The organism is Streptomyces sp. NPDC088747, assembly GCF_044751025.1.
Classification (GTDB): Bacteria; Actinomycetota; Actinomycetes; order Streptomycetales; family Streptomycetaceae; genus Streptomyces.
The window spans coordinates 62,817-86,406 of the sequence record NZ_JBIVKZ010000026.1 but is presented as its reverse complement, the minus strand read 5'-3'; the positions used below and the strand labels follow the sequence as shown (position 1 = coordinate 86,406).

At 67.5% G+C, this 23,590-nt stretch carries 13 protein-coding genes; 11 read left to right on the top strand and 2 right to left on the bottom strand.

Features of this window, described 5'->3' with window-relative positions; translation table 11 throughout:
* The 6 genes from rplA (at position 1) to ACIP79_RS40345 (ending at position 11,195) form a co-directional block, all read left to right on the top strand.
* Entirely contained in the window at positions 1 to 726 is a 726-nt protein-coding gene (gene rplA / locus ACIP79_RS40370) for a 50S ribosomal protein L1 (protein ID WP_383678778.1), read from the top strand.
* Between the two features lie 162 nt (positions 727 to 888).
* Positions 889 to 1,758 (top strand): hypothetical protein, encoded by an 870-nt coding sequence (locus tag ACIP79_RS40365; RefSeq protein WP_401232419.1) that lies wholly within the window; start codon positions 889 to 891, stop codon positions 1,756 to 1,758.
* 306 nt (positions 1,759 to 2,064) lie between these two features.
* Positions 2,065 to 2,598: a 50S ribosomal protein L10 gene (rplJ, locus tag ACIP79_RS40360; protein WP_383678775.1), complete on the top strand. Its 534-nt coding sequence runs from the start codon at positions 2,065 to 2,067 to the stop codon at positions 2,596 to 2,598.
* A 110-nt stretch (positions 2,599 to 2,708) separates the two neighbouring features.
* Positions 2,709 to 3,092 (top strand): 50S ribosomal protein L7/L12, encoded by a 384-nt coding sequence (gene rplL, locus ACIP79_RS40355; RefSeq protein ID WP_383678773.1) that lies wholly within the window; start codon positions 2,709 to 2,711, stop codon positions 3,090 to 3,092.
* 623 nt (positions 3,093 to 3,715) lie between these two features.
* Positions 3,716 to 7,201: a DNA-directed RNA polymerase subunit beta gene (rpoB, locus tag ACIP79_RS40350; protein ID WP_383678771.1), complete on the top strand. Its 3,486-nt coding sequence runs from the start codon at positions 3,716 to 3,718 to the stop codon at positions 7,199 to 7,201.
* A 94-nt stretch (positions 7,202 to 7,295) separates the two neighbouring features.
* A complete protein-coding gene (locus tag ACIP79_RS40345; RefSeq protein WP_401232415.1) occupies positions 7,296 to 11,195 on the top strand; it encodes a DNA-directed RNA polymerase subunit beta' in 3,900 nt (1,299 codons plus the stop codon).
* 127 nt (positions 11,196 to 11,322) lie between these two features.
* Here the strand turns inward: ACIP79_RS40345 and ACIP79_RS40340 are convergent, their stop codons facing one another.
* A complete protein-coding gene (locus tag ACIP79_RS40340; RefSeq protein WP_401232412.1) occupies positions 11,323 to 12,642 on the bottom strand; it encodes a hypothetical protein in 1,320 nt (439 codons plus the stop codon).
* A gap of 373 nt (positions 12,643 to 13,015) precedes the next feature.
* Here ACIP79_RS40340 and rpsL point away from each other — a divergent pair, with 373 nt between their 5' ends.
* The 4 genes from rpsL (at position 13,016) to tuf (ending at position 17,365) form a co-directional block, all read left to right on the top strand.
* Positions 13,016 to 13,387 (top strand): 30S ribosomal protein S12, encoded by a 372-nt coding sequence (gene rpsL / locus ACIP79_RS40335; protein WP_003948652.1) that lies wholly within the window; start codon positions 13,016 to 13,018, stop codon positions 13,385 to 13,387.
* Between the two features lie 3 nt (positions 13,388 to 13,390).
* Positions 13,391 to 13,861 (top strand): 30S ribosomal protein S7, encoded by a 471-nt coding sequence (gene rpsG, locus ACIP79_RS40330; protein WP_003974303.1) that lies wholly within the window; start codon positions 13,391 to 13,393, stop codon positions 13,859 to 13,861.
* Positions 13,862 to 13,900: 39 nt separating this feature from the next.
* Positions 13,901 to 16,030: an elongation factor G gene (gene fusA / locus ACIP79_RS40325; RefSeq protein ID WP_383678765.1), complete on the top strand. Its 2,130-nt coding sequence runs from the start codon at positions 13,901 to 13,903 to the stop codon at positions 16,028 to 16,030.
* Positions 16,031 to 16,171: 141 nt separating this feature from the next.
* Complete coding sequence (gene tuf / locus ACIP79_RS40320) at positions 16,172 to 17,365, top strand: elongation factor Tu (protein ID WP_326721212.1); 1,194 nt, start codon at positions 16,172 to 16,174, stop codon at positions 17,363 to 17,365.
* A 93-nt stretch (positions 17,366 to 17,458) separates the two neighbouring features.
* Here tuf and ACIP79_RS40315 read toward each other — a convergent pair whose 3' ends face one another.
* On the bottom strand, positions 17,459 to 18,682 hold the full coding sequence (locus ACIP79_RS40315; RefSeq protein ID WP_401232408.1) for a cytochrome P450: 1,224 nt from the start codon (positions 18,680 to 18,682) through the stop codon (positions 17,459 to 17,461).
* 192 nt (positions 18,683 to 18,874) lie between these two features.
* Here ACIP79_RS40315 and ACIP79_RS40310 point away from each other — a divergent pair, with 192 nt between their 5' ends.
* The gene (locus tag ACIP79_RS40310; protein WP_401232405.1) at positions 18,875 to 23,587 is read left to right on the top strand and encodes a DUF6531 domain-containing protein; all 4,713 of its coding nucleotides are present in this window, start codon (positions 18,875 to 18,877) and stop codon (positions 23,585 to 23,587) included.
* Positions 23,588 to 23,590: the final 3 nt, after the last annotated feature.

Sequence of the window (23,590 nt, the reverse complement as noted above, 5' to 3'; positions counted from 1 at the left end):
GTGAGCAAGCGCAGCAAGTCTCTCCGCGCTGCGGACGCCAAGGTCGACCGGGAGAAGTTCTACGCCCCGCTCGAGGCCGTCCGTCTCGCCAAGGAGACCTCCACCTCGAAGTTCGACGGCACCGTCGAGGTCGCCTTCCGTCTGGGTGTCGACCCGCGCAAGGCCGACCAGATGGTCCGTGGCACCGTGAACCTCCCGCACGGCACCGGTAAGACCGCCCGGGTCCTGGTCTTCGCGACCGGTGACCGTGCCGAGGCCGCACTCGCCGCGGGCGCCGACATCGTCGGCTCCGACGAGCTCATCGACGAGGTTTCGAAGGGCCGTCTGGACTTCGACGCCGTCGTCGCCACCCCGGACCTCATGGGCAAGGTCGGCCGCCTCGGCCGAGTCCTCGGCCCGCGTGGTCTGATGCCGAACCCGAAGACCGGCACCGTGACCCCGGACGTGGCCAAGGCCGTGACCGAGATCAAGGGCGGCAAGATCGAGTTCCGCGTCGACAAGCACTCGAACCTGCACTTCATCATCGGCAAGACCTCGTTCGACGAGACCCAGCTGGTGGAGAACTACGGCGCCGCGCTCGACGAGATCCTTCGTCTGAAGCCGTCGGCCGCCAAGGGTCGTTACATCAAGAAGGCCGCGATCAGCACCACGATCGGCCCCGGCATTCCGCTCGACCCGAACCGCACCCGCAACCTCCTCGTCGAGGAGGACCCGGCCGCCGTCTGAGCCTCCCGCTCACCCGGTGACCGCGTCGCGCACGCGTAGCTGACACGGGCCCCGCACCTTCCGAGGTGCGGGGCCCGCCGCCGTTCGCGGCGATACCCCTGCCGGTTGTCGTGCCCCGGAGTTAGCTTGGACCCCACGGGGCGCACAAGGGGGGCACGGACGATGTACAGACTGGCGGGACGAGGGATGGTCCCGACCGCGGTGCTGGCCGCGCTGGCCACGGTCGCGGCCTGTGGTTTCTGGGCGGACTCGGACAGCCGCGCCGGGGAGCCCGCCGGAGGGAGCGGACACCCCGACGCCCGCTCGGTGGCGGCGCTGCGGGCCGCCGAGAAGGCCACCGGCAGGGCCGGCTCCGCCAGGATCACCTCCACCTCGGTGATGGGCGACCTGCTCGCCATGAGGACGGACGGCGCCCTCGGCTGGGCCGGCGCGGCCACGGGCAGGCTCAGGCTCACCTACACCGGCGGTCAACTGGCCGAGACCATGCGGAAGTTGAACAGCTCCCCGATGGAGGCCCGGCTGCTGCCCGACGCCTACTACGCGAAGGTCGGTGACGAGTTCGCCGCCCGGATCCACGGCAAGCACTGGATCAGGTACGACTACGACGACCTGGCGAGCCTGCCCGGGGGCTCGGGGACGTATCTGAAGGAGCAGCTCGCGAACACCGCCCCGATCCCACCTGTCAAGCTCCTGCTGGTCTCCCGTGACGTCCACAGGGTCGGCGAGGAGGAGGTGCGCGGGGAGCGGACCACGCACTACTCAGGCACGGTGGACGTGGCCGACCTCAAGGACACCGACGCCCTCAAGGCCCAGCTGGAACAGGCCGGCGTCACCACGGAGACGGTCGACGTCTGGGTCAACGGCGACGACCTGCTGGTCAAGAAGGTCGAGAAGGGCGAGCTGGCCACCGGCTCGATGTCCTCCACGGCGTACTACAGCGACTACGGCGTGCGGGTCCCGGCCCAGGAGCCCCCGGCCGGCGACACCGCGGACTTCCAGGAGCTGATGAAGTCGCAGGGGGCCACCTCGTGAGCGTCCGCGAGAGGCCGCCGCGGGTGTCGCGAGAGCCGCTCATGGGCGGATTTGCCTGACGCGCGACCGTTCACGTACTCTTCCGAGGAAGCCAAAGACCGCTGGTCGTTGTCTTGTGCTCGTCAGAGGACAGGGTGACCGAAGGATCCGCTGAAACTGCGGACGACCCGCGTAGGTGACTGTGGACATGCTCCTGGAGTTCTCCGGAATTCTGGTCGAGCTACGCCCCGTGCGCCTGCGCCGGGGCGTTTCGTTTTCCTCAGCCCCTTCTGAGCGGTCCTCATCACCCGGAAGGAGGCCACGCTTATGGCAAGGCCCGACAAGGCTGCCGCGGTAGCCGAGCTCGCGGACCAGTTCCGTAGCTCGAACGCCGCTGTGCTGACCGAGTACCGGGGTCTCACCGTGGCGCAGCTCAAGACGCTGCGTCGTTCGCTCGGTGAAGACGCCCAGTACGCCGTGGTGAAGAACACGCTGACCAAGATCGCGGCCAACGAGGCCGGGATCTCCACGCTCGACGACCTGTTCAATGGTCCGACGGCGGTCGCCTTCATCACCGGTGACCCGGTGACGTCGGCGAAGGGTCTTCGTGACTTCGCCAAGGACAACCCGAACCTCGTCATCAAGGGCGGTGTCCTTGACGGCAAGGCGCTGTCCGCCGACGAGATCAAGAAGCTTGCGGACCTCGAGTCCCGCGAGGTTCTGCTCGCCAAGCTGGCGGGCGCCATGAAGGGCAAGCAGTCGCAGGCTGCCTCGCTCTTCCAGGCGCTTCCGTCGAAGTTCGTCCGCACCGCGGAGGCGCTTCGCGTCAAGCTGGCCGACGAGCAGGGCGGTGCCGAGTAATTCGGCTCGCGCGTTGACCGCCGCCTGAGGCGACGGTCGTAGCGGGCCGAACGTACGCCCGCCTCACCAGTACATACCGGCACCTGCCGAATTAGTGGAAGGACGCCATCATGGCGAAGCTGTCCCAGGAAGAGCTGCTCGCGCAGTTCGAGAACCTCACCCTCATCGAGCTTGCCGAGTTCGTGAAGGCGTTCGAGGAGAAGTTCGACGTCACCGCCGCCGCCGCGGTCGCCGTTGCCGGCCCCGCCGGCCCGGGCGCCGTTGCCGAGGTCGCTGAGGAGCAGGACGAGTTCGACGTCATCCTCACGGGTGCCGGCGAGAAGAAGATCCAGGTCATCAAGGTCGTGCGTGAGCTGACCTCGCTGGGTCTGAAGGAGGCCAAGGACCTCGTCGACGGCGCTCCGAAGCCGGTCCTCGAGAAGGTCGCCAAGGAGGCCGCCGAGAAGGCTGCCGAGTCCCTCAAGGGCGCCGGCGCCTCCGTCGAGGTCAAGTGACCCGACGAGTCCGCCCGGACTCTCCCGCGTGCTGACACAGCCGCTGAAGTAGCGCTGTAACGCTGACGCACCGAAGAGCGATCACCCAACTGGGTGGTCGCTCTTCGGCGTTCCGGGGGTCGGGCGGCGGCTGCCTTGCGCTGGAGTTCGCGACGAGTAAGGTGATCTTCGTTGTGCCTCCGGCCGCCCCAGTGACGGGCTGCAAGACGGGCTGTACGTGACAATCGCTGCACTCGGTTTGGGCATGGGGGGCCTTGACGAACCGCACGCAGCGCGCAATTCTCAGGACGCGTCGTCACAACGATCCGGATCCGAGGCATGGATCGGTGGCGAAGAGGGCAGTATCGATGTGCATTGAGGGCGTGGCTTGCCGCAGGTGTTGAGAACAACGAGGGTCTCAAAAAACCGGGACTGGACATCAGTGGGCCTAGTGGCTACACTGACCCTTTGCGCTGCCTGTTAGCTGCCTCCTGCCCGTCACCAGGGGCATACCCGTGTATGAGCACTGACGATTGGATCGTCCCTGACCTGGCCTTTTGGCCGATCCGGGAACGCCTCAATGCTGTGCCCGACATGGGACCGGTACGCGCGTAGTGAGTCCGAGCCCTCGGAAGGACCCCCTCTTGGCCGCCTCGCGCACTGCCTCGACCGCGAATACGAACAACGGCGCCAGCACCGCCCCGCTGCGCATTTCCTTTGCAAAGATCAAGGAGCCCCTCGAGGTTCCGAACCTTCTTGCGCTGCAGACCGAGAGCTTCGACTGGCTGCTCGGCAACGCATCGTGGAAGGCTCGTGTCGAGGCGGCTCTGGACAGTGGACAGGACGTCCCCACCAAGTCCGGTCTGGAGGAGATCTTCGAGGAGATCTCTCCGATCGAGGACTTCTCCGGGTCGATGTCCCTGACGTTCCGCGACCACCGCTTCGAGCCCCCGAAGAACTCGATCGACGAGTGCAAGGACCGTGACTTCACGTACTCCGCGCCGCTCTTCGTCACCGCCGAGTTCACCAACAACGAGACCGGCGAGATCAAGTCCCAGACGGTCTTCATGGGCGACTTCCCGCTCATGACCAACAAGGGCACCTTCGTCATCAACGGCACCGAGCGTGTCGTCGTGACGCAGCTGGTCCGTTCGCCGGGCGTCTACTTCGACTCCTCCATCGACAAGACGTCCGACAAGGACATCTTCTCGGTCAAGGTCATCCCGTCCCGGGGTGCCTGGCTGGAGATGGAGATCGACAAGCGCGACATGGTCGGTGTCCGCATCGACCGCAAGCGCAAGCAGTCCGTCACCGTTCTCCTGAAGGCTCTCGGCTGGACGACCGAGCAGATCCTCGAGGAGTTCGGCGAGTACGAGTCCATGCGCGCCACCCTGGAGAAGGACCACACCCAGGGCCAGGACGACGCGCTGCTCGACATCTACCGCAAGCTGCGTCCGGGCGAGCCGCCGACCCGTGAGGCCGCGCAGACGCTGCTCGAGAACCTCTACTTCAACCCGAAGCGCTACGACCTGGCCAACGTCGGCCGTTACAAGGTCAACAAGAAGCTGGGCGGCGAAGCCCCGCTGGACGCCGGGATCCTGACCGTCGAGGACATCATCGAGACGATCAAGTACCTGGTGAAGCTGCACGCCGGTGAGACCGAGACCGTCGGCCCCAACGGCACCTCGATCGTCGTCGAGACCGACGACATCGACCACTTCGGCAACCGTCGTCTGCGCAACGTCGGCGAGCTCATCCAGAACCAGGTCCGCACGGGTCTGGCTCGTATGGAGCGCGTCGTCCGCGAGCGCATGACGACTCAGGACGTCGAGGCGATCACGCCGCAGACCCTGATCAACATCCGGCCGGTCGTCGCCTCCATCAAGGAGTTCTTCGGCACCAGCCAGCTGTCGCAGTTCATGGACCAGAACAACCCGCTGTCGGGCCTCACGCACAAGCGCCGTCTGAACGCGCTGGGCCCCGGTGGTCTGTCCCGTGAGCGGGCCGGCTTCGAGGTCCGTGACGTACACCCGTCGCACTACGGCCGCATGTGTCCGATCGAGACCCCCGAAGGCCCGAACATCGGCCTGATCGGCTCGCTCGCCTCCTACGGCCGGATCAACGCGTTCGGTTTCGTCGAGACCCCGTACCGCAAGGTCACCGGTGGTGTCGTCACCGACGACGTCGACTACCTCACGGCTGACGAAGAGGACCGATTCGTCATCGCGCAGGCCAACGCGCCGCTCACCGAAGAGCTTCGGTTCGAGGAGTCCCGCGTGCTGGTCCGCCGTCGTGGCGGAGAGGTCGACTACGTCCCCGGTGACGACGTCGACTACATGGACGTCTCGCCGCGCCAGATGGTGTCGGTCGCGACCGCCATGATCCCGTTCCTCGAGCACGACGACGCCAACCGTGCCCTGATGGGCGCGAACATGATGCGTCAGGCCGTGCCGCTCATCAAGTCCGAGGCGCCGCTGGTCGGCACCGGCATGGAGTACCGCTGCGCGGTCGACGCCGGTGACGTCCTGAAGTCGGAGAAGGACGGTGTGGTCCAGGAGGTCTCCGCGGACTACATCACCACCGCCAACGACGACGGCACGTACACCACGTACCGCCTCGCGAAGTTCTCCCGCTCCAACCAGGGCACCTCGGTCAACCAGAAGGTCGTCGTCGACGAGGGCGACCGGGTCGTCGCCAGCCAGGTGCTGGCCGACGGTCCGGCGACCGAGAACGGCGAGATGGCGCTCGGCAAGAACCTGCTCGTGGCGTTCATGCCGTGGGAGGGTCACAACTACGAGGACGCGATCATCCTGTCGCAGCGCCTCGTGCAGGACGACGTCCTCTCCTCGATCCACATCGAGGAGCACGAGGTCGACGCCCGTGACACCAAGCTCGGCCCCGAGGAGATCACCCGGGACATCCCGAACGTCTCCGAGGAGGTCCTCGCCGACCTCGACGAGCGCGGCATCATCCGTATCGGTGCCGAGGTCGTCGCCGGTGACATCCTCGTCGGCAAGGTCACGCCCAAGGGTGAGACCGAGCTGACCCCCGAGGAGCGCCTGCTCCGCGCGATCTTCGGTGAGAAGGCGCGCGAGGTGCGCGACACCTCGCTGAAGGTGCCGCACGGCGAGATCGGCAAGGTCATCGGCGTCCGCGTCTTCGACCGTGAAGAGGGCGACGAGCTGCCGCCGGGCGTGAACCAGCTGGTTCGTGTCTACGTGGCGCAGAAGCGCAAGATCACGGACGGTGACAAGCTCGCCGGCCGGCACGGCAACAAGGGCGTCATCTCGAAGATCCTGCCGATCGAGGACATGCCGTTCCTGGAGGACGGCACCCCGGTCGACATCATCCTCAACCCCCTCGGTGTCCCGTCCCGAATGAACCCGGGACAGGTCCTGGAGATCCACCTCGGCTGGCTCGCCAGCCGCGGCTGGGACGTCTCCGGGCTCGGCGAGGACTGGGCGCAGCGCCTCCAGGCCATCGGCGCCGACCAGGTCGCTCCGGGTACCAACGTCGCCACCCCCGTCTTCGACGGTGCGCGTGAGGACGAGCTCGCGGGCCTGCTCCAGCACACCATCCCGAACCGCGACGGCGACCGCATGGTGCTGCCGACCGGTAAGGCGCGGATGTTCGACGGCCGCTCCGGCGAGCCGTTCCCGGAGCCGGTCTCGGTCGGCTACATGTACATCCTCAAGCTCCACCACCTGGTCGACGACAAGCTGCACGCGCGTTCGACCGGTCCGTACTCGATGATCACCCAGCAGCCGCTGGGTGGTAAGGCCCAGTTCGGTGGCCAGCGCTTCGGTGAGATGGAGGTGTGGGCGCTTGAGGCTTATGGCGCCGCGTACGCCCTCCAGGAACTGCTGACCATCAAGTCCGACGACGTGACCGGCCGCGTGAAGGTCTACGAGGCCATCGTCAAGGGCGAGAACATCCCAGAGCCCGGCATCCCCGAGTCCTTCAAGGTGCTCATCAAGGAGATGCAGTCCCTGTGCCTCAACGTGGAGGTGCTGTCCTCGGACGGCATGTCCATCGAGATGCGCGACACCGACGAGGACGTCTTCCGCGCGGCGGAGGAGCTCGGCATCGACCTGTCCCGGCGCGAGCCGAGCAGCGTCGAAGAGGTCTGACGGGAGTCCGGAGACCTGTACTCACAGGTCTCCGGCCCCAGGACCCCCGAATCAGACCTTTAAGACTTACAACCCTGAGAGGGATTGACGCATAGTGCTCGACGTCAACTTCTTCGATGAGCTCCGGATCGGTCTGGCCACCGCTGACGACATCCGTCAGTGGAGCCACGGCGAGGTCAAGAAGCCCGAGACCATCAACTACCGCACCCTCAAGCCCGAAAAGGACGGACTCTTCTGCGAGAAGATCTTCGGTCCGACCCGGGACTGGGAGTGCTACTGCGGTAAGTACAAGCGTGTCCGCTTCAAGGGCATCATCTGCGAGCGCTGCGGCGTCGAGGTCACTCGCGCCAAGGTGCGTCGTGAGCGGATGGGCCACATCGAACTGGCCGCGCCCGTCACCCACATCTGGTACTTCAAGGGCGTTCCGTCGCGTCTTGGCTACCTGCTCGACCTCGCTCCGAAGGACCTGGAGAAGGTCATCTACTTCGCGGCGTACATGATCACGTACGTCGACGACGAGCGCCGTACGCGTGACCTGCCCTCGCTGGAGGCGCACGTCTCCGTCGAGCGTCAGCAGGTCGAGAACCGTCGCGACGCCGACCTGGAGTCCCGCGCCAAGAAGCTCGAGGGCGACCTGGCCGAGCTGGAGGCCGAGGGCGCCAAGGCCGACGTACGCCGCAAGGTGCGCGAAGGTGCCGAGCGTGAGATGAAGCAGCTGCGTGACCGTGCGCAGCGCGAGATCGACCGTCTCGACGAGGTGTGGACCCGGTTCAAGAACCTCAAGGTCCAGGACCTGGAGGGCGACGAGCTCCTCTACCGCGAGCTGCGTGACCGCTTCGGCACGTACTTCGACGGTTCGATGGGTGCCGCGGCGCTGCAGAAGCGTCTGGAGTCCTTCGACCTGAACGAAGAGGCCGAGCGGCTTCGCGAGATCATCCGCACCGGCAAGGGCCAGAAGAAGACCCGTGCGCTCAAGCGCCTCAAGGTCGTCTCCGCGTTCCTGCAGACCAGCAACAGCCCCAAGGGCATGGTGCTCGACTGCGTGCCGGTCATCCCGCCGGACCTGCGTCCGATGGTGCAGCTGGACGGTGGCCGCTTCGCGACCTCCGACCTGAACGACCTGTACCGCCGCGTGATCAACCGCAACAACCGTCTGAAGCGACTTCTCGACCTCGGCGCCCCCGAGATCATCGTGAACAACGAGAAGCGCATGCTTCAGGAGGCCGTCGACGCGCTGTTCGACAACGGTCGTCGTGGCCGTCCGGTCACCGGTCCCGGCAACCGCCCGCTGAAGTCCCTGAGCGACATGCTCAAGGGCAAGCAGGGTCGTTTCCGTCAGAACCTGCTCGGCAAGCGTGTGGACTACTCCGCGCGTTCCGTGATCGTCGTCGGTCCGCAGCTGAAGCTGCACCAGTGCGGTCTGCCGAAGGCCATGGCGCTGGAGCTCTTCAAGCCGTTCGTGATGAAGCGCCTGGTGGACCTGAACCACGCGCAGAACATCAAGAGCGCCAAGCGCATGGTCGAGCGCGGCCGCACGGTCGTGTACGACGTCCTGGAAGAGGTCATCGCCGAGCACCCGGTTCTGCTGAACCGTGCGCCGACGCTGCACCGCCTCGGCATCCAGGCCTTCGAGCCGCAGCTGGTCGAGGGCAAGGCCATCCAGATCCACCCGCTCGTCTGCACCGCGTTCAACGCGGACTTCGACGGTGACCAGATGGCCGTGCACCTGCCGCTCTCCGCGGAGGCGCAGGCCGAGGCCCGCATCCTGATGCTGTCCTCGAACAACATCCTGAAGCCGGCCGACGGCCGCCCGGTCACGATGCCGACCCAGGACATGGTCCTCGGTCTGTTCTTCCTGACCACGGACGGCGAGCTGCGTGACGTCAAGGGCGAGGGCCGGTCCTTCGGCTCCACGGCCGAGGCGATCATGGCGTTCGACGCCGGCGAGCTCGCGCTCCAGTCGGCCATCGACATCCGCTTCCCGGTGGGCACCATCCCGCCGCGTGGCTGGGTGCCGCCGGTCCGCGAGGAGGGCGAGTCGGAGTGGCAGCAGGGAGACGTCTTCCGTCTCCGTACGACGCTGGGCCGCGCGCTCTTCAACGAGCTGCTGCCCGAGGACTACCCGTTCGTCGACTACTCGGTGGGCAAGAAGCAGCTCTCCGAGATCGTCAACGACCTGGCCGAGCGCTACCCCAAGGTCATCGTGGCGGCGACGCTCGACAACCTGAAGGCGGCCGGCTTCTTCTGGGCGACCCGCTCCGGCGTCACCGTGGCCATCTCCGACATCGTCGTTCCCGAGGCGAAGAAGGAGATCGTCAAGGGCTTCGAGGCGCAGGACGAGAAGGTCCAGAAGCAGTACGAGCGCGGTCTGATCACCAAGGACGAGCGCACTCAGGAGCTCATCGCGATCTGGACCAAGGCGACCAACGAGGTTGCCGAGGCGATGAACGCGAACTTCCCGAAGACGAACCCCATCTTCATGATGGTCGACTCGGGTGCCCGAGGAAACATGATGCAGATGCGTCAGATCGCCGGTATGCGCGGTCTGGTGTCGAACGCCAAGAACGAGACGATCCCGCGCCCCATCAAGGCCTCCTTCCGTGAAGGCCTGTCGGTGCTCGAGTACTTCATCTCGACCCACGGTGCTCGTAAGGGTCTCGCCGACACCGCCCTGCGTACCGCCGACTCGGGTTACCTCACCCGTCGTCTGGTGGACGTCTCGCAGGACGTCATCATCCGCGAGGAGGACTGCGGCACCGACCGCGGCCTCAAGCTGCACATCGCGGAGCGTGGCGCGGACGGCGTGCTGCGCAAGGCGGACAACGTCGAGACCAGCGTGTACGCACGTGCGCTGGCCGAGGACATCGTCGTCGACGGAGTGGTGCTGGCCCCGGCCAACACCGACCTGGGCGACGTCCTCATCGACGAGCTCGTCAAGCACGGCATCGAGGAGGTCAAGACCCGCTCGGTCCTGACCTGCGAGTCCGCCGTCGGCACCTGCGCCATGTGCTACGGCCGTTCGCTGGCCACCGGCAAGCTGGTCGACATCGGTGAGGCGGTCGGCATCATCGCCGCCCAGTCCATCGGTGAGCCCGGCACGCAGCTGACGATGCGTACCTTCCACACCGGTGGTGTGGCCGGTGACGACATCACCCAGGGTCTGCCCCGTGTCGTCGAGCTCTTCGAGGCTCGTACGCCCAAGGGTGTCGCCCCGATCTCGGAGGCGGCCGGCCGCATCCGTATCGAGGAGACCGAGAAGACCAAGAAGATCGTCGTCACCCCGGACGACGGCAGCGACGAGACGGCGTTCCCGATCTCGAAGCGTGCCAAGGTCATGGTGCGCGAGGGTGACCACGTCGAGGTGGGCCAGAAGCTCACCTTCGGTGCCACCAACCCGCACGACGTGCTGCGGATCCTCGGTCAGCGCGCGGTCCAGGTCCACCTGGTCGGCGAGGTCCAGAAGGTCTACAACTCGCAGGGTGTGTCGATCCACGACAAGCACATCGAGATCATCATCCGGCAGATGCTGCGCCGTGTGACGATCATCGAGTCGGGCGACGCGGAGCTGCTGCCCGGCGAGCTGGTCGAGCGTTCGAAGTTCGAGACCGAGAACCGTCGTGTGGTCCAGGAGAGCGGTCAGCCCGCCTCCGGTCGTCCGCAGCTGATGGGTATCACCAAGGCCTCGCTCGCCACCGAGTCGTGGCTGTCGGCGGCGTCCTTCCAGGAGACGACCAGGGTTCTGACGGACGCGGCGATCAACGCCAAGTCCGACTCCCTGATCGGCCTCAAGGAGAACGTCATCATCGGTAAGCTCATCCCGGCCGGTACGGGTCTGTCCCGCTACCGAAACATCCGGGTCGAGCCGACCGAGGAAGCCAAGGCCGCGATGTACTCGGCCGTCGGCTACGACGACATCGACTACTCGCCGTTCGGCACGGGCTCCGGCCAGGCCGTTCCGCTGGAGGACTACGACTACGGTCCGTACAACCAGTAAGGCGTACGTCTGCTGAAGGGCGGCCACCCCGTTTCGTACGGGGTGGCCGCCCTTCGGCGTGTCATCGGCGGGTGCAGGGCTTGTACGGGCCCTTCAGCGCCGCTCAGGGGTGCTCGGCTCGGTCGGGCTAGGGAATCCCCAGTTCGAACATCACATAGTGCGCGTACCACCCGGAGGCCACCGCCGCCGTCGTGAAGAACACGATCAGGCTCGGCAGTTTCAGGCGGCTCATCGCGGCGGCCGGGGCGAGGAGCAGTGGGAAGCAGGGGAGCAGGTAGCGCGCGGTGTTGCCGAACATCTGCTGGGTGCCGAGCACGGAGACGAGCCCGGCCAGCGTGTAGGCGACCAGTACCAGCGGCGGGCGCTTGCGCAGCATCAGCGCGATGAGGAACGGCAGGGCCAGGACGAGCTGTACGCCGATCAGGTCGGGGACGGTGAAGGCGAACATGTAGTCGTGCTTGCCGATCGCGGTGTTGCGCAGGACGTCGTAGGTGTAGTGGCCGAAGTCGAAGTAGTGCGCCCAGCCCTCCTTCTGGAGGGTGAAGTAGGCGGTGAGGTCGCCCATGCTGACGCCGACCCAGGTGATGTAGGTGAGCAGGCCGAGCGGTGCGGCGAACATGGCGTACGCGGGGCCCGCGATTCCGTGTTCCCGTCTGCTCTCGCGGCGGGCGAGTGTCACCAGCGCGGCCAGTCCCACGGCGCCGATGAGCGCGGCGGAGGTCGGCCTGTTGAGGCCGGCGGCGAAGGCGAGCAGTCCGGCGGCCACCCACTGGCGCTTCATCACGCAGTAGCAGCACCAGGAGGCGATGGCCACGAACAGGGACTCGGAGTAGATCGCCCACTCGGCGCCGGCGCCGGGCGCGACGGCCCACAGTCCGGCGGCGATCGTGCCGGCACGGGCACCGGCGAGCAGCGAGATCACGGCGTAGACGCCGGCCGCGGCGACGAACGAGGCCAGGATTGATACGAGCATCCCGGCTCCGAACAGGCCGAGGCCCGTGATCTCGGACACCGACCGGATCAGCGCCGGGTAGAGGGGGAAGTAGGCGACGGAGTTCTGCTTGACGGTGAACATGCCGCCGGGGGCGAGCCGTTCGAGGGGGCGGGGGTCGTACCCCTTCTCGGCCACCTGGAGATACCACCAGCCGTCCCAGCTGGCGAGCACGTCCCACCAGTGGGCGCCGCCGCCGAAGCGCGGATTCTTCTTCTGGTATTCACCGGCGCTTTCCAGCAGCCAGGCGAAGACGCCGAGCCCTGTGAGTTTGGCGACTCCGTAGAGGGCCAGCGGGGCGGCGTACTGCCGTGCGCCGGCCGGCAGGGTGGGGCGGCCGACGGGTATTCGGGGCCGCCACCGGTGCCGCGGCCACCACGTTCGTGCCCGGCCCGGCTTGCCCAAATCGCTGGTCACGTCGCCGTCCGTCGCCGTGTTGCCGGAAATCGTGCTCATGACGGTCCCCCCGTCCGGCCACCTGACCCAGAGCGTGACGCACGGCCCCGGTGGTTGTGAACTGTCTGTACGTGAGATCGCGACAGACTCGCACATCCGTGTCCGGGCCCGGCCGGAACCCCCGGTGTGTCGGCCCCGGGGCATTTGTTTTGACCACAGCGAATGAGGTAGGTACGCTCATACCTTGTGCCTGGGGTGTGCCCTGGCTCTCGTGCGTGCCTTCGAACCGCGCGGGAAGCCGTAAGCGGCCACCGTGAATCTGCGCCATTTTCGCCTTTGGGCGGAAGTCTGCAGGCTTCGACACACCCGACCGCGTGGGTCGGCGATGTTCCAGGTTAGCTTCACCATTCGGCACACAGAAACCGGAGAAGTAGTGCCTACGATCCAGCAGCTGGTCCGGAAGGGCCGGCAGGACAAGGTCGAGAAGAACAAGACGCCCGCACTCGAGGGTTCGCCCCAGCGTCGCGGCGTCTGCACGCGTGTGTTCACGACCACCCCGAAGAAGCCGAACTCGGCCCTGCGTAAGGTCGCGCGTGTGCGTCTGACCAGCGGGATCGAGGTCACTGCTTACATTCCGGGTGAGGGACACAACTTGCAGGAGCACTCCATCGTGCTCGTGCGTGGTGGCCGTGTGAAGGACCTGCCCGGTGTTCGCTACAAGATCATCCGCGGTTCCCTTGACACCCAGGGTGTGAAGAACCGCAAGCAGGCCCGCAGCCGCTACGGCGCCAAGAAGGAGAAGTAGAAAATGCCTCGTAAGGGCCCCGCCCCGAAGCGCCCGGTCATCATCGACCCGGTCTACGGTTCCCCTCTGGTGACCTCCCTGATCAACAAGGTGCTGCTGAACGGCAAGCGCTCCACCGCCGAGCGCATCGTCTACGGCGCCATGGAGGGCCTGCGCGAGAAGACCGGCAACGACCCGGTCATCACGCTCAAGCGCGCTCTGGAGAACATCAAGCCGACCCTTGAGGTCAAGTCCCGCCGAGTCGGCGGTGCGACGTACCAGGTTCCGATCGAGGTCAAGCCCGGTCGCGCCAACACGCTCGCGCTGCGCTGGCTCGTCGGTTACTCCCGCGCCCGTCGCGAGAAGACGATGACCGAGCGTCTGCTCAACGAGCTTCTCGACGCGTCCAACGGCCTCGGTGCCGCTGTGAAGAAGCGCGAGGACACCCACAAGATGGCCGAGTCCAACAAGGCCTTCGCGCACTACCGCTGGTAGTCGCTACCCCCATCGAGACCGAGAGAAGACCGAAGCCTTATGGCTACCACTTCACTTGACCTGGCCAGGGTCCGCAACATCGGGATCATGGCTCACATCGACGCGGGCAAGACGACGACGACCGAGCGGATCCTGTTCTACACCGGTGTCTCCTACAAGATCGGTGAAGTCCACGACGGCGCTGCCACGATGGACTGGATGGAGCAGGAGCAGGAGCGTGGCATCACGATCACTTCTGCCGCCACCACTTGTCACTGGCCGCTCGAGGACAACGACTACACGATCAACATCATCGACACCCCGGGCCACGTCGACTTCACGGTCGAGGTGGAGCGCTCGCTGCGCGTCCTCGACGGTGCCGTCACGGTGTTCGACGGTGTGGCCGGTGTCGAGCCGCAGTCCGAGACGGTGTGGCGTCAGGCCGACCGTTACGGCGTACCGCGTATCTGCTTCGTCAACAAGCTCGACCGGACCGGCGCGGAGTTCCACCGCTGCGTCGACATGATCAAGGACCGCCTCGGCGCGGTTCCGCTGATCATGCAGCTTCCGATCGGTGCCGAGATGGACTTCAAGGGCGTTGTGGACCTGGTCCGCATGAAGGCGCTCGTGTGGTCCGCCGAGGCGGCCAAGGGCGAGATGTACGACGTCGTCGACATCCCGGCCACGCACGCCGAGGCTGCCGAGGAGTACCGCGGCAAGCTCGTCGAGGCCGTCGCGGAGAACGACGACGAGATCATGGAGCTGTTCCTGGAGGGCCAGGAGCCCACCGAGGAGCAGCTGTACGCCGCGATCCGTCGTGTCACCATCGCGTCCGGCAAGTCCAAGGACGTCACGGTCACCCCGGTGTTCTGTGGCACCGCGTTCAAGAACAAGGGCGTCCAGCCCCTGCTCGACGCGGTCGTGCGCTACCTGCCGACCCCGCTCGACGTCGAGGCCATCGAGGGCCACGACGTCAAGGACCCCGAGGTCGTCGTCAAGCGCAAGCCGTCCGTGGACGAGCCGCTGTCCGCCCTCGCGTTCAAGATCATGAGCGACCCGCACCTGGGCAAGCTCACCTTCGTCCGGGTCTACTCGGGCCGCCTGGAGACTGGCACCGCGGTGCTGAACTCCGTCAAGGGCAAGAAGGAGCGCATCGGCAAGATCTACCGCATGCACGCGAACAAGCGTGAGGAGATCGACGCGGTGGGCGCCGGCGACATCGTCGCCGTCATGGGCCTGAAGCAGACCACCACCGGTGAGACGCTGTGCGACGACAAGCAGCCGGTCATCCTGGAGTCCATGGACTTCCCGGCGCCGGTCATCCAGGTCGCCATCGAGCCCAAGTCCAAGGGTGACCAGGAGAAGCTGGGTGTCGCCATCCAGCGTCTCGCGGAGGAGGACCCCTCCTTCCACGTTCACTCGGACGAGGAGACCGGCCAGACCATCCTCGGTGGTATGGGCGAGCTGCACCTCGAGGTGCTGGTCGACCGTATGAAGCGCGAGTTCCGCGTCGAGGCCAACGTCGGTAAGCCGCAGGTCGCCTACCGTGAGACGATCCGTAAGGCCGTCGAGCGCGTGGACTACACCCACAAGAAGCAGACCGGTGGTACCGGTCAGTTCGCCAAGGTGCAGATCGCGATCGAGCCCATCACCGAGTCCGACGGCCCGGCGTACGAGTTCGTGAACAAGGTCACCGGTGGCCGTATCCCGAGGGAGTACATCCCCTCGGTGGACGCCGGTGCGCAGGAGGCCATGCAGTTCGGCATCCTCGCCGGGTACGAGATGACGGGTGTCCGCATCACGCTGCTCGACGGTGCCTACCACGAGGTCGACTCCTCCGAGCTCGCGTTCAAGATCGCTGGATCGCAGGCCTTCAAGGAGGCCGCGCGTAAGGCGTCCCCCGTGCTCCTTGAGCCGATGATGGCCGTCGAGGTCACCACGCCCGAGGACTACATGGGCGAGGTCATCGGCGACATCAACTCCCGCCGTGGTCAGATCCAGGCCATGGAGGAGCGTGCCGGTGCTCGCGTCGTGAAGGGCCTCGTGCCCCTCTCGGAGATGTTCGGCTACGTCGGCGACCTCCGCAGCAAGACCTCGGGTCGCGCAAGCTACTCGATGCAGTTCGACTCCTACGCCGAGGTTCCCCGGAACGTCGCCGAGGAGATCATCGCGAAGGCCAAGGGCGAGTAACGCACCCCGTTTGCACGCTTTAGGCTTGACCCGACCGCCGGGGCAGACCCGGGAGGGAAAACCCCGGCGGGCGGCATCCCAGCAAAGATCACCTGGCGCCGATGAGTAAGGCGTACCAGAACCACTCCGCAGGAGGACCCAGTGGCGAAGGCAAAGTTCGAGCGGACTAAGCCGCACGTCAACATCGGCACCATCGGTCACATCGACCACGGTAAGACGACCCTCACGGCCGCCATTACCAAGGTGCTGCACGACGCGTACCCGGACCTGAACGAGGCCTCGGCCTTCGACCAGATCGACAAGGCTCCTGAGGAGCGTCAGCGCGGTATCACGATCTCGATCGCGCACGTCGAGTACCAGACCGAGACGCGTCACTACGCCCACGTCGACTGCCCCGGTCACGCGGACTACATCAAGAACATGATCACGGGTGCGGCGCAGATGGACGGCGCCATCCTCGTGGTCGCGGCCACCGACGGCCCGATGCCGCAGACCAAGGAGCACGTGCTCCTGGCCCGCCAGGTCGGCGTTCCGTACATCGTTGTCGCGCTGAACAAGGCCGACATGGTGGACGACGAGGAGATCCTGGAGCTCGTCGAGCTCGAGGTTCGTGAGCTGCTCTCCGAGTACGAGTTCCCGGGCGACGACCTTCCGGTCGTCAAGGTCTCGGCGCTCAAGGCCCTTGAGGGCGACAAGGAGTGGGGCCAGACCGTCCTCGACCTGATGAAGGCCGTCGACGAGAACATCCCGCAGCCCGAGCGTGACGTCGACAAGCCGTTCCTCATGCCCATCGAGGACGTCTTCACGATCACCGGTCGCGGTACGGTCGTCACCGGCCGTATCGAGCGTGGTGTCCTCAAGGTCAACGAGACCGTCGACATCGTCGGCATCAAGACCGAGAAGACCACCACCACGGTCACCGGCATCGAGATGTTCCGCAAGCTGCTCGACGAGGGCCAGGCGGGCGAGAACGTCGGTCTGCTCCTCCGTGGCATCAAGCGCGAGGACGTCGAGCGCGGCCAGGTCATCATCAAGCCCGGCTCGGTCACGCCGCACACCTCGTTCGAGGCCCAGGCGTACATCCTGTCCAAGGACGAGGGTGGCCGTCACACGCCGTTCTTCAACAACTACCGTCCCCAGTTCTACTTCCGTACGACTGACGTGACCGGTGTTGTGACCCTCCCCGAGGGCACGGAGATGGTCATGCCCGGCGACAACACTGAGATGACGGTCGACCTCATCCAGCCCGTCGCCATGGAAGAGGGCCTGAAGTTCGCCATCCGTGAGGGTGGCCGGACCGTGGGCGCCGGCCAGGTCATCTCGATCAACAAGTAATTGTCGATCGCCTGACCTGGTAGCTCCTTCAAGAGCTCCTGAAAGGGCCCGTACGACTTCGGTCGTACGGGCCCTTTTGCCATGCTCCGGTCGTCACCAGGCGACCGGCAGGGCCACCGGTCCGCGGATCATCGTGCGCTGCCGCCAGGGCACCTCGTCGGCGGGCACGGCGAGCCGCAGCCCCGGCAGCCGGTCGAGCAGGGCGTCGATCAGGAGCTCGGTCTGCATACGGGCGAGGACGGCGCCGGTGCAGTAGTGCGGGCCGTGACCGTAGGCCAGGTGCGCGCTGGTGTCCCGGTCGATGTCGATGCGGTCGGGGTCCGGGAAGACGTCCGGGTCGCGGTTGGCGGCGAGGTAGGAGACGTAGACGGGATCGCCCGCGGTGATGCGTACGCCCTGGATGTCGATGTCCTCCAGCGCGATACGGGCCAGACCGACCGAGGTGCGGTGCGGGATGTAGCGCAGGAGTTCGTCGATGGCGGCGGGGCGCGACTCGGGGTGGCTGCGCACCCGGTCGAGGAGTTCGGGGTCGGTCAGCAGCAGGTAGAGCATCTGGCCGCAGTGGTGGGTGACGGCCTCGCCGCCGATCTGGAGCGGGCCGGCGACGCCGATGGCCTCCTCCTCGCTGATGTCACCGCGGCCGACGGCGGCGCCGAGCAGGGAGAGGACGTCCTCGCTCTCGCTGCGGCTTCGCTCGCGGATCGCCCGCGCGATGTAGCCGTACATCCCCTCCTTGGCGCGTTCCGCGGCCTCGGCGCCGCCCGCGGTGGAGATGATCTGCCGGGTCCAGGCGTGCACCTGCTCCCGGTCGGCCTCGGGCACACCCATGACCTCGCAGACGACGGCGATGGGGAACGGTTCGAGGACGCGCTCGACGAGGTCGGCGGGGGAACCCTCCGCCACCACCCCGTCGACCAGGGCGTCCAGGGTCTCCTGCGCGCGGGGGCGCAGCCGCTGCACGGCTTTCACGGTGTACGCCGCCGCCACCGCCTTGCGCAGCCGGTTGTGGTCGGGCTGGTCGGCGAACGCCAGTGACCCCGGCTTCGGCTTGAAGTGCGGTGCCAGCCGGGTGACTTGGCGGTCGACGACCTCGGCACGGCTGAAACGCGGGTCGTTCGTGATCGCCCGCACGTCCTCATGGCGGGTCGCCAGCCACGCCCAGCCCTCCCCGTGCGGGAGCCGGATCCGGGTCAGGGGTCCCTCGCGCATCAGCTCGGTGAGCACGGGGTCGAACTCGGTGGCGTGCAGCTCGCGCGGGGGCCAGTCCCGCACGGGGGGAGGGGCCTGGCCGGTCAGGGTGGTGGTGTCTTCTGCCATGGGTCCACCATCGGTCGGCCCGGCGTGGGTGTCGCGCGGGGGTGCTCCAGGCGGGAGTGGCGGGGCACCGGTCGGCCTACTCGCCCGCCTCGTGTGATGGTCTCGTGGCCGATCTGGGACTGGGCGTTCTTCTCCGGTAATTTCGCTGATGCGTACGACAGTTACTGAGGTGAACGTGACGGGGGTTGCGGTATGGCGGGGGTGCGGCCGAAGGACTGGCATGTCCTGGACCTGGACAGGGATCCGACTCCGGGTGATCCGGACCGGGTGCGGTCGCTGGCCAAGAACTTGCAGGATTTCGCCGATGACGTCGGGGACGCGCTGCGTCTGATCAAGGGGATGGCGGACGAGGAAGCGGTCCTGCAGTGGGCGGGGAAGTCGGCGAAGGCGTTCCAGGATCAGTTCTCGGGTGTGCCGAAGCAGCTGAAGAAGCTGAAGACGTCGTACGACATGGCGGGGGGTGCGCTGGCGGCGTACTGGCCGAAGCTGGAGCGTGCGCAGGCTCTGGCCGATCGGGCGCTGGCTGATGGGCGTGCCGCGCAGAGTGACCTCAGCTCCGCGAAGTCGCGTCTGGCGTCGGCTGATTCGTGGGTGACGACGGCCGGTAAGGAGGCGGACAAGTACAAGGACGATCCGACGGGGAGCAAGAGCGCGGAGAAGCCGGACGAGGCGAAGGTCCGTGCCGCCACCCGTGACGCCCAGCATGCGAAGTCGGCCCAGACGTCCGCCCGGTCGGACGTCAGCTCCGCGCAGGACGCGCTGGACGCGGCGATGAAGATGGCTGCGGACGCCCGCAAGATGCGGGAGGACGCGGCGGGTGAGGCGAAGCGGAAGATCGACGAGGCGTCGGACGCGGGGATCCGGAACCGGAAGTGGTGGGAGGAGGTCGGGGACTGGTTCTCCGACAACTGGGACACCATCGTCACGGTCTGCAAGGTCGTCGTGGCGGTGGTGGGGATCATCGCGCTGGTCATCGGTGGGCCGATCCTGGGGGCGATCGTCCTCATCGCGGCCCTCGTCGTCCTCGCGGACACCCTGAACAAGTACTCCAAGGGGCAGGCGTCGCTGTGGGATGTGGCGTTCGCGGCGCTGGACTGCATACCCGGGATGAAGGGACTGACCACTCTCGGGGGGCTTGCCAAGGGGCTGAAGGGTGGGGCGGCCGCCCTCAAGGGGCTCAGGGGCGGGCTGAAGGGGATGGGCCTGGCCGCGCGCGGGCTCGGCAAGACCGGCGCGCAGCACATGAAGGACCTCTTCAGGGGGCTGCGCTCGGGGGCGGGGGACGAGGCCAAGGCCGGCAAGGCGATGGACGGCCGCTGTAAGGGCGGCGACCCCGTCGACATGGTCACCGGCGAGATGCTGATGTCCCACACGGACGTCCGCCTGCCGGGCCTGCTGCCCCTGGTGATCGAGCGTCACCACCTGTCGGGCTTCCGCTCCGGGTGCTGGTTCGGCCCGGCGTGGATGTCGACCTTCGACGAGCGCCTCGAACTCGACGCCGACGGTGCCGTCTGCGCCAACGCGGACGGCATGCTCCAGGTCTATCCCGTTCCGGAGCCCGGCAGGCCGGTGCTGCCGAGCCGCGGTCCGCGGCGGTCGATGACCTGGGACGGAACCCCTGACGGCACCGTCACGGTCAGCGACCCGCTCACCGGGCTGACCCGGCTCTACGGCCCCGCCCTGGTCCCGGATTCCAACGGCGGAGGCCCCGCGTCGGCCGTCGTGCTGCCACTGCGCGCCGTCATCGACGGCAACGGCAACCGTCTCGACTTCCAGCGGACCCCCGAAGGCACGCCCGTCGCGGTCCGCCACTCCGGCGGCTACCACCTCACCGTCGACACCGAGGACGGTCGGATAACGGCCCTGCGCCTCGTGGAGCCCGCGGACGGCGAGCCGTCGGACAGCGACTCCGCGGATGGTGGCTCCTCCGACGGCACGACCGGCCACCCCCGCCCCGGCACGGTCCTGCGCACTTACACGTACGAGGGCCCTCACCGGCACCTCACCGGCATAGCGGACTCCGCCGACCGTCCCTACCGGCTCACGTACGACGAACTCGGCCGCATCACCTCGTGGACCGATCGGAACGGCCGTTGGTACCGCTACGAGTACGAGGGCGCCACCGACCGGGTGGCGCGCGGCATCGGGCAGGACGGCGCGATGTCCGCGCGGTTCGCGTACGACGACGCGTGGCGCGTGACCACGATGACCGACAGCCTCGGCCACCGCACCGAGTACCACTACGACGAGCAGCTCCACCTGACCCGCGTCGTCGACCCGTTGGGCTTCGCCGTGGTCACCGAGCACGACGCGTACGGGCGGCTGCTGTCCCGTACCGACGAGCTGGGGAACACCACCCGCTTCACCCTCGACGAGCACGGCCAGCCGGTGCGCCTGGACCGGCCGGACGGCACCAGCGTCCAGGTGGCCTACGACGACGCCCTCCTGCCGGTCGCCGTCACGCAGGCCGACGGGGCTCGCTGGGAGCGCGCGTACGACGACCGGGGCAACCTGGTCACCACCACCGACCCGCTGGGCGCAGTGAGTTCGTACACCTACGACCGACGCGGGCACCGGATCGCGGAGACCGACGCGCTGGGCAACACCTTCCGGTTCGACACCGACGGGGCCGGGCTTCCGGTGCGTGTCGTCGATCCGCGCGGCAGCGCCGTCACCGTGGACAGGGACGCGAGTGGCCGCGTCGTGCGCGTCGACGACCCGGTCGGCGGGACCGTCCGCCAGGGCTGGAACTCCGAGGGCCTGCTGCTGTGGCGGGAGCGAGCCGACGGCGGCCGGGAGACCTGGGCGTACGACGCGGAGGGCAACCTCACCGAGCACTGTGAGGCGGGCGGGTCCACCACCGTTTTCGAGTACGGGGCGTTCGACCGGCCCACGGCCAGGACCGACCCGGACGGCACCCGCTACCGCTTCACCCACGACACCGAGATGCGGCTCACCGCCGTGACCGGTCCGCGCGGCGACGAGTGGAGTTACCGCTACGACGCGGGGGGCTGCCTGATCGGCGAGACGGACTTCGACCGCCGCACGCTCACCTACGTCTGCGACGCGGCCGGCCGCCAGGTCGAGCGGGCGAACGGCAGCGGCCAGAGGGTGCGGATGACCCGGGACACCGCGGGCCGTGTCGTGACGTCACGTTCCGACGAGGGCCAGGTCACCTCCCTGCGCTACGACGCCGCGGGACGCCTCGTCGAGGCCGTTAACCCCGTCAGCAGGGTCACCTACGGCTACGACGCGGTGGGCAGGATCGTCGCCGAGACCGTCGACGGCCGGACCGTCACCAGTTCGTACGACCTGCTGGGCCGACGGGTACGGCGGGTCACGCCGTCGGGCGCCGCCTCCCACTGGTCGTACGACTCCGCGGGCCTGCCCACCTCGCTCGTCACCGCCGGCGGCGAGCTGACCTTCACGCACGACGCGGCAGGCCGGGAGACCGCCCGCGGCCTGGGCGGCGCCGCCACCCTGTCGCAGTCCTGGGACTCGGGCCACCGTCTCGTCGAACAGATCATCCGGTCCGGGTCCGTCGACGACGGCGGAACCGGCGCCGCGACCGTGCGGCAGTCCCGCTCCTACGCCTACCGGGCGGACGGCCACCTGACCGGGATCACCGACCGCCTCGGCGGCAGCCGCGGGTTCGACCTCGACCGCGCCGGCCGCGTCACTCGGGTGTCGGCCGAGACCTGGACCGAGTCCTACGCCTACGACGAACTCGGCAACCTCACCGCCGCCGCCCACCCGGCCCCCGGCGGAGAGGACGCCCAGGGCCCCACGCGGCACTCCGGGACGATGGTCGAGTCGGCGGGCCGCACCGCGTACGAGCACGACGCCCAGGGGCGCGTGGCCCGGGTGATCCGGCGGACGCTGTCCGGGCTGCGCCGGATCTGGACGTACACCTGGGACGCCGACGACCGGCTCACCGAGGCGGCGACGCCCAGCAGCGGTGTCTGGCGGTACCGCTACGACGCGCTCGGCCGGCGTACCGCCAAGTTCCGTGTGGAAGAGGACGGTTCGGTCGCCGACGAGGTCCTCTTCAGCTGGGACGGCACCAACCTCGCGGAGCAGCGGACGGTCCGTGGGGACGTGGTGGAGGCCGACACCTGGGACTGGGAGCCGGGCACCCACCGCGCTGCGGCCCAGGTCCGCAGCCGGTGGCGCATCGCCGACCCGGACGAGGTCAGCAGGCAGTTCTACGCGATCGTCACCGACCTGGTCGGGACGCCCAGTGAACTCGTCGGGCAGGACGGCGCGATCGCCTGGCGGGCGGCCACCAGCCTGTGGGGAAGGCCGCTCACCGGCGAGAGCGGCGGCCTGTGCCCGCTCGCCTTCCCGGGCCAGTACCGCGACCCGGAAACCGGCCTCCACTACAACCTGTCCCGCTACTACGACCCGGACACCGCGAGCTACCTCTCGCCCGACCCACTCGGCCTGGCCCCCTCACCGAACCACCACGCGTACGTCGACAACCCCCTGCGCTGGAGCGACCCGCTCGGTCTGGAGGGCGACGAGTCTGCCCGCGTTTACGACGACTCGTCATACAGCAAGCACGGTTCGCGCAGCGGGTCCTCGGCCAAGGGCGAGGTCAGTCGTGCGCCCAGCGACGGCCAGGCCGCGTTGGATCGGTCCATCCCCTTGGGCGATCCGAACAACCCGGACAAGTTCCGGCGACTCGGCGTGGACCATGTGAACAACGAGATCGTGGTCCTGGACCGGCACGAGAAGCTCCTGGACAAGGACGGCAACATCGTCAAGGAGATCTATCACGGCCACGTCCGGGCCTCGTACCCGTCGGACGGCATCACGGAAGGCGATCTGACCAAGCTGAAGAGGGCAGGCATGATTAATAACGTCAAGAAGCAGCGCGTGCTCCCCCCCAAGTGCGATGGGTGACGG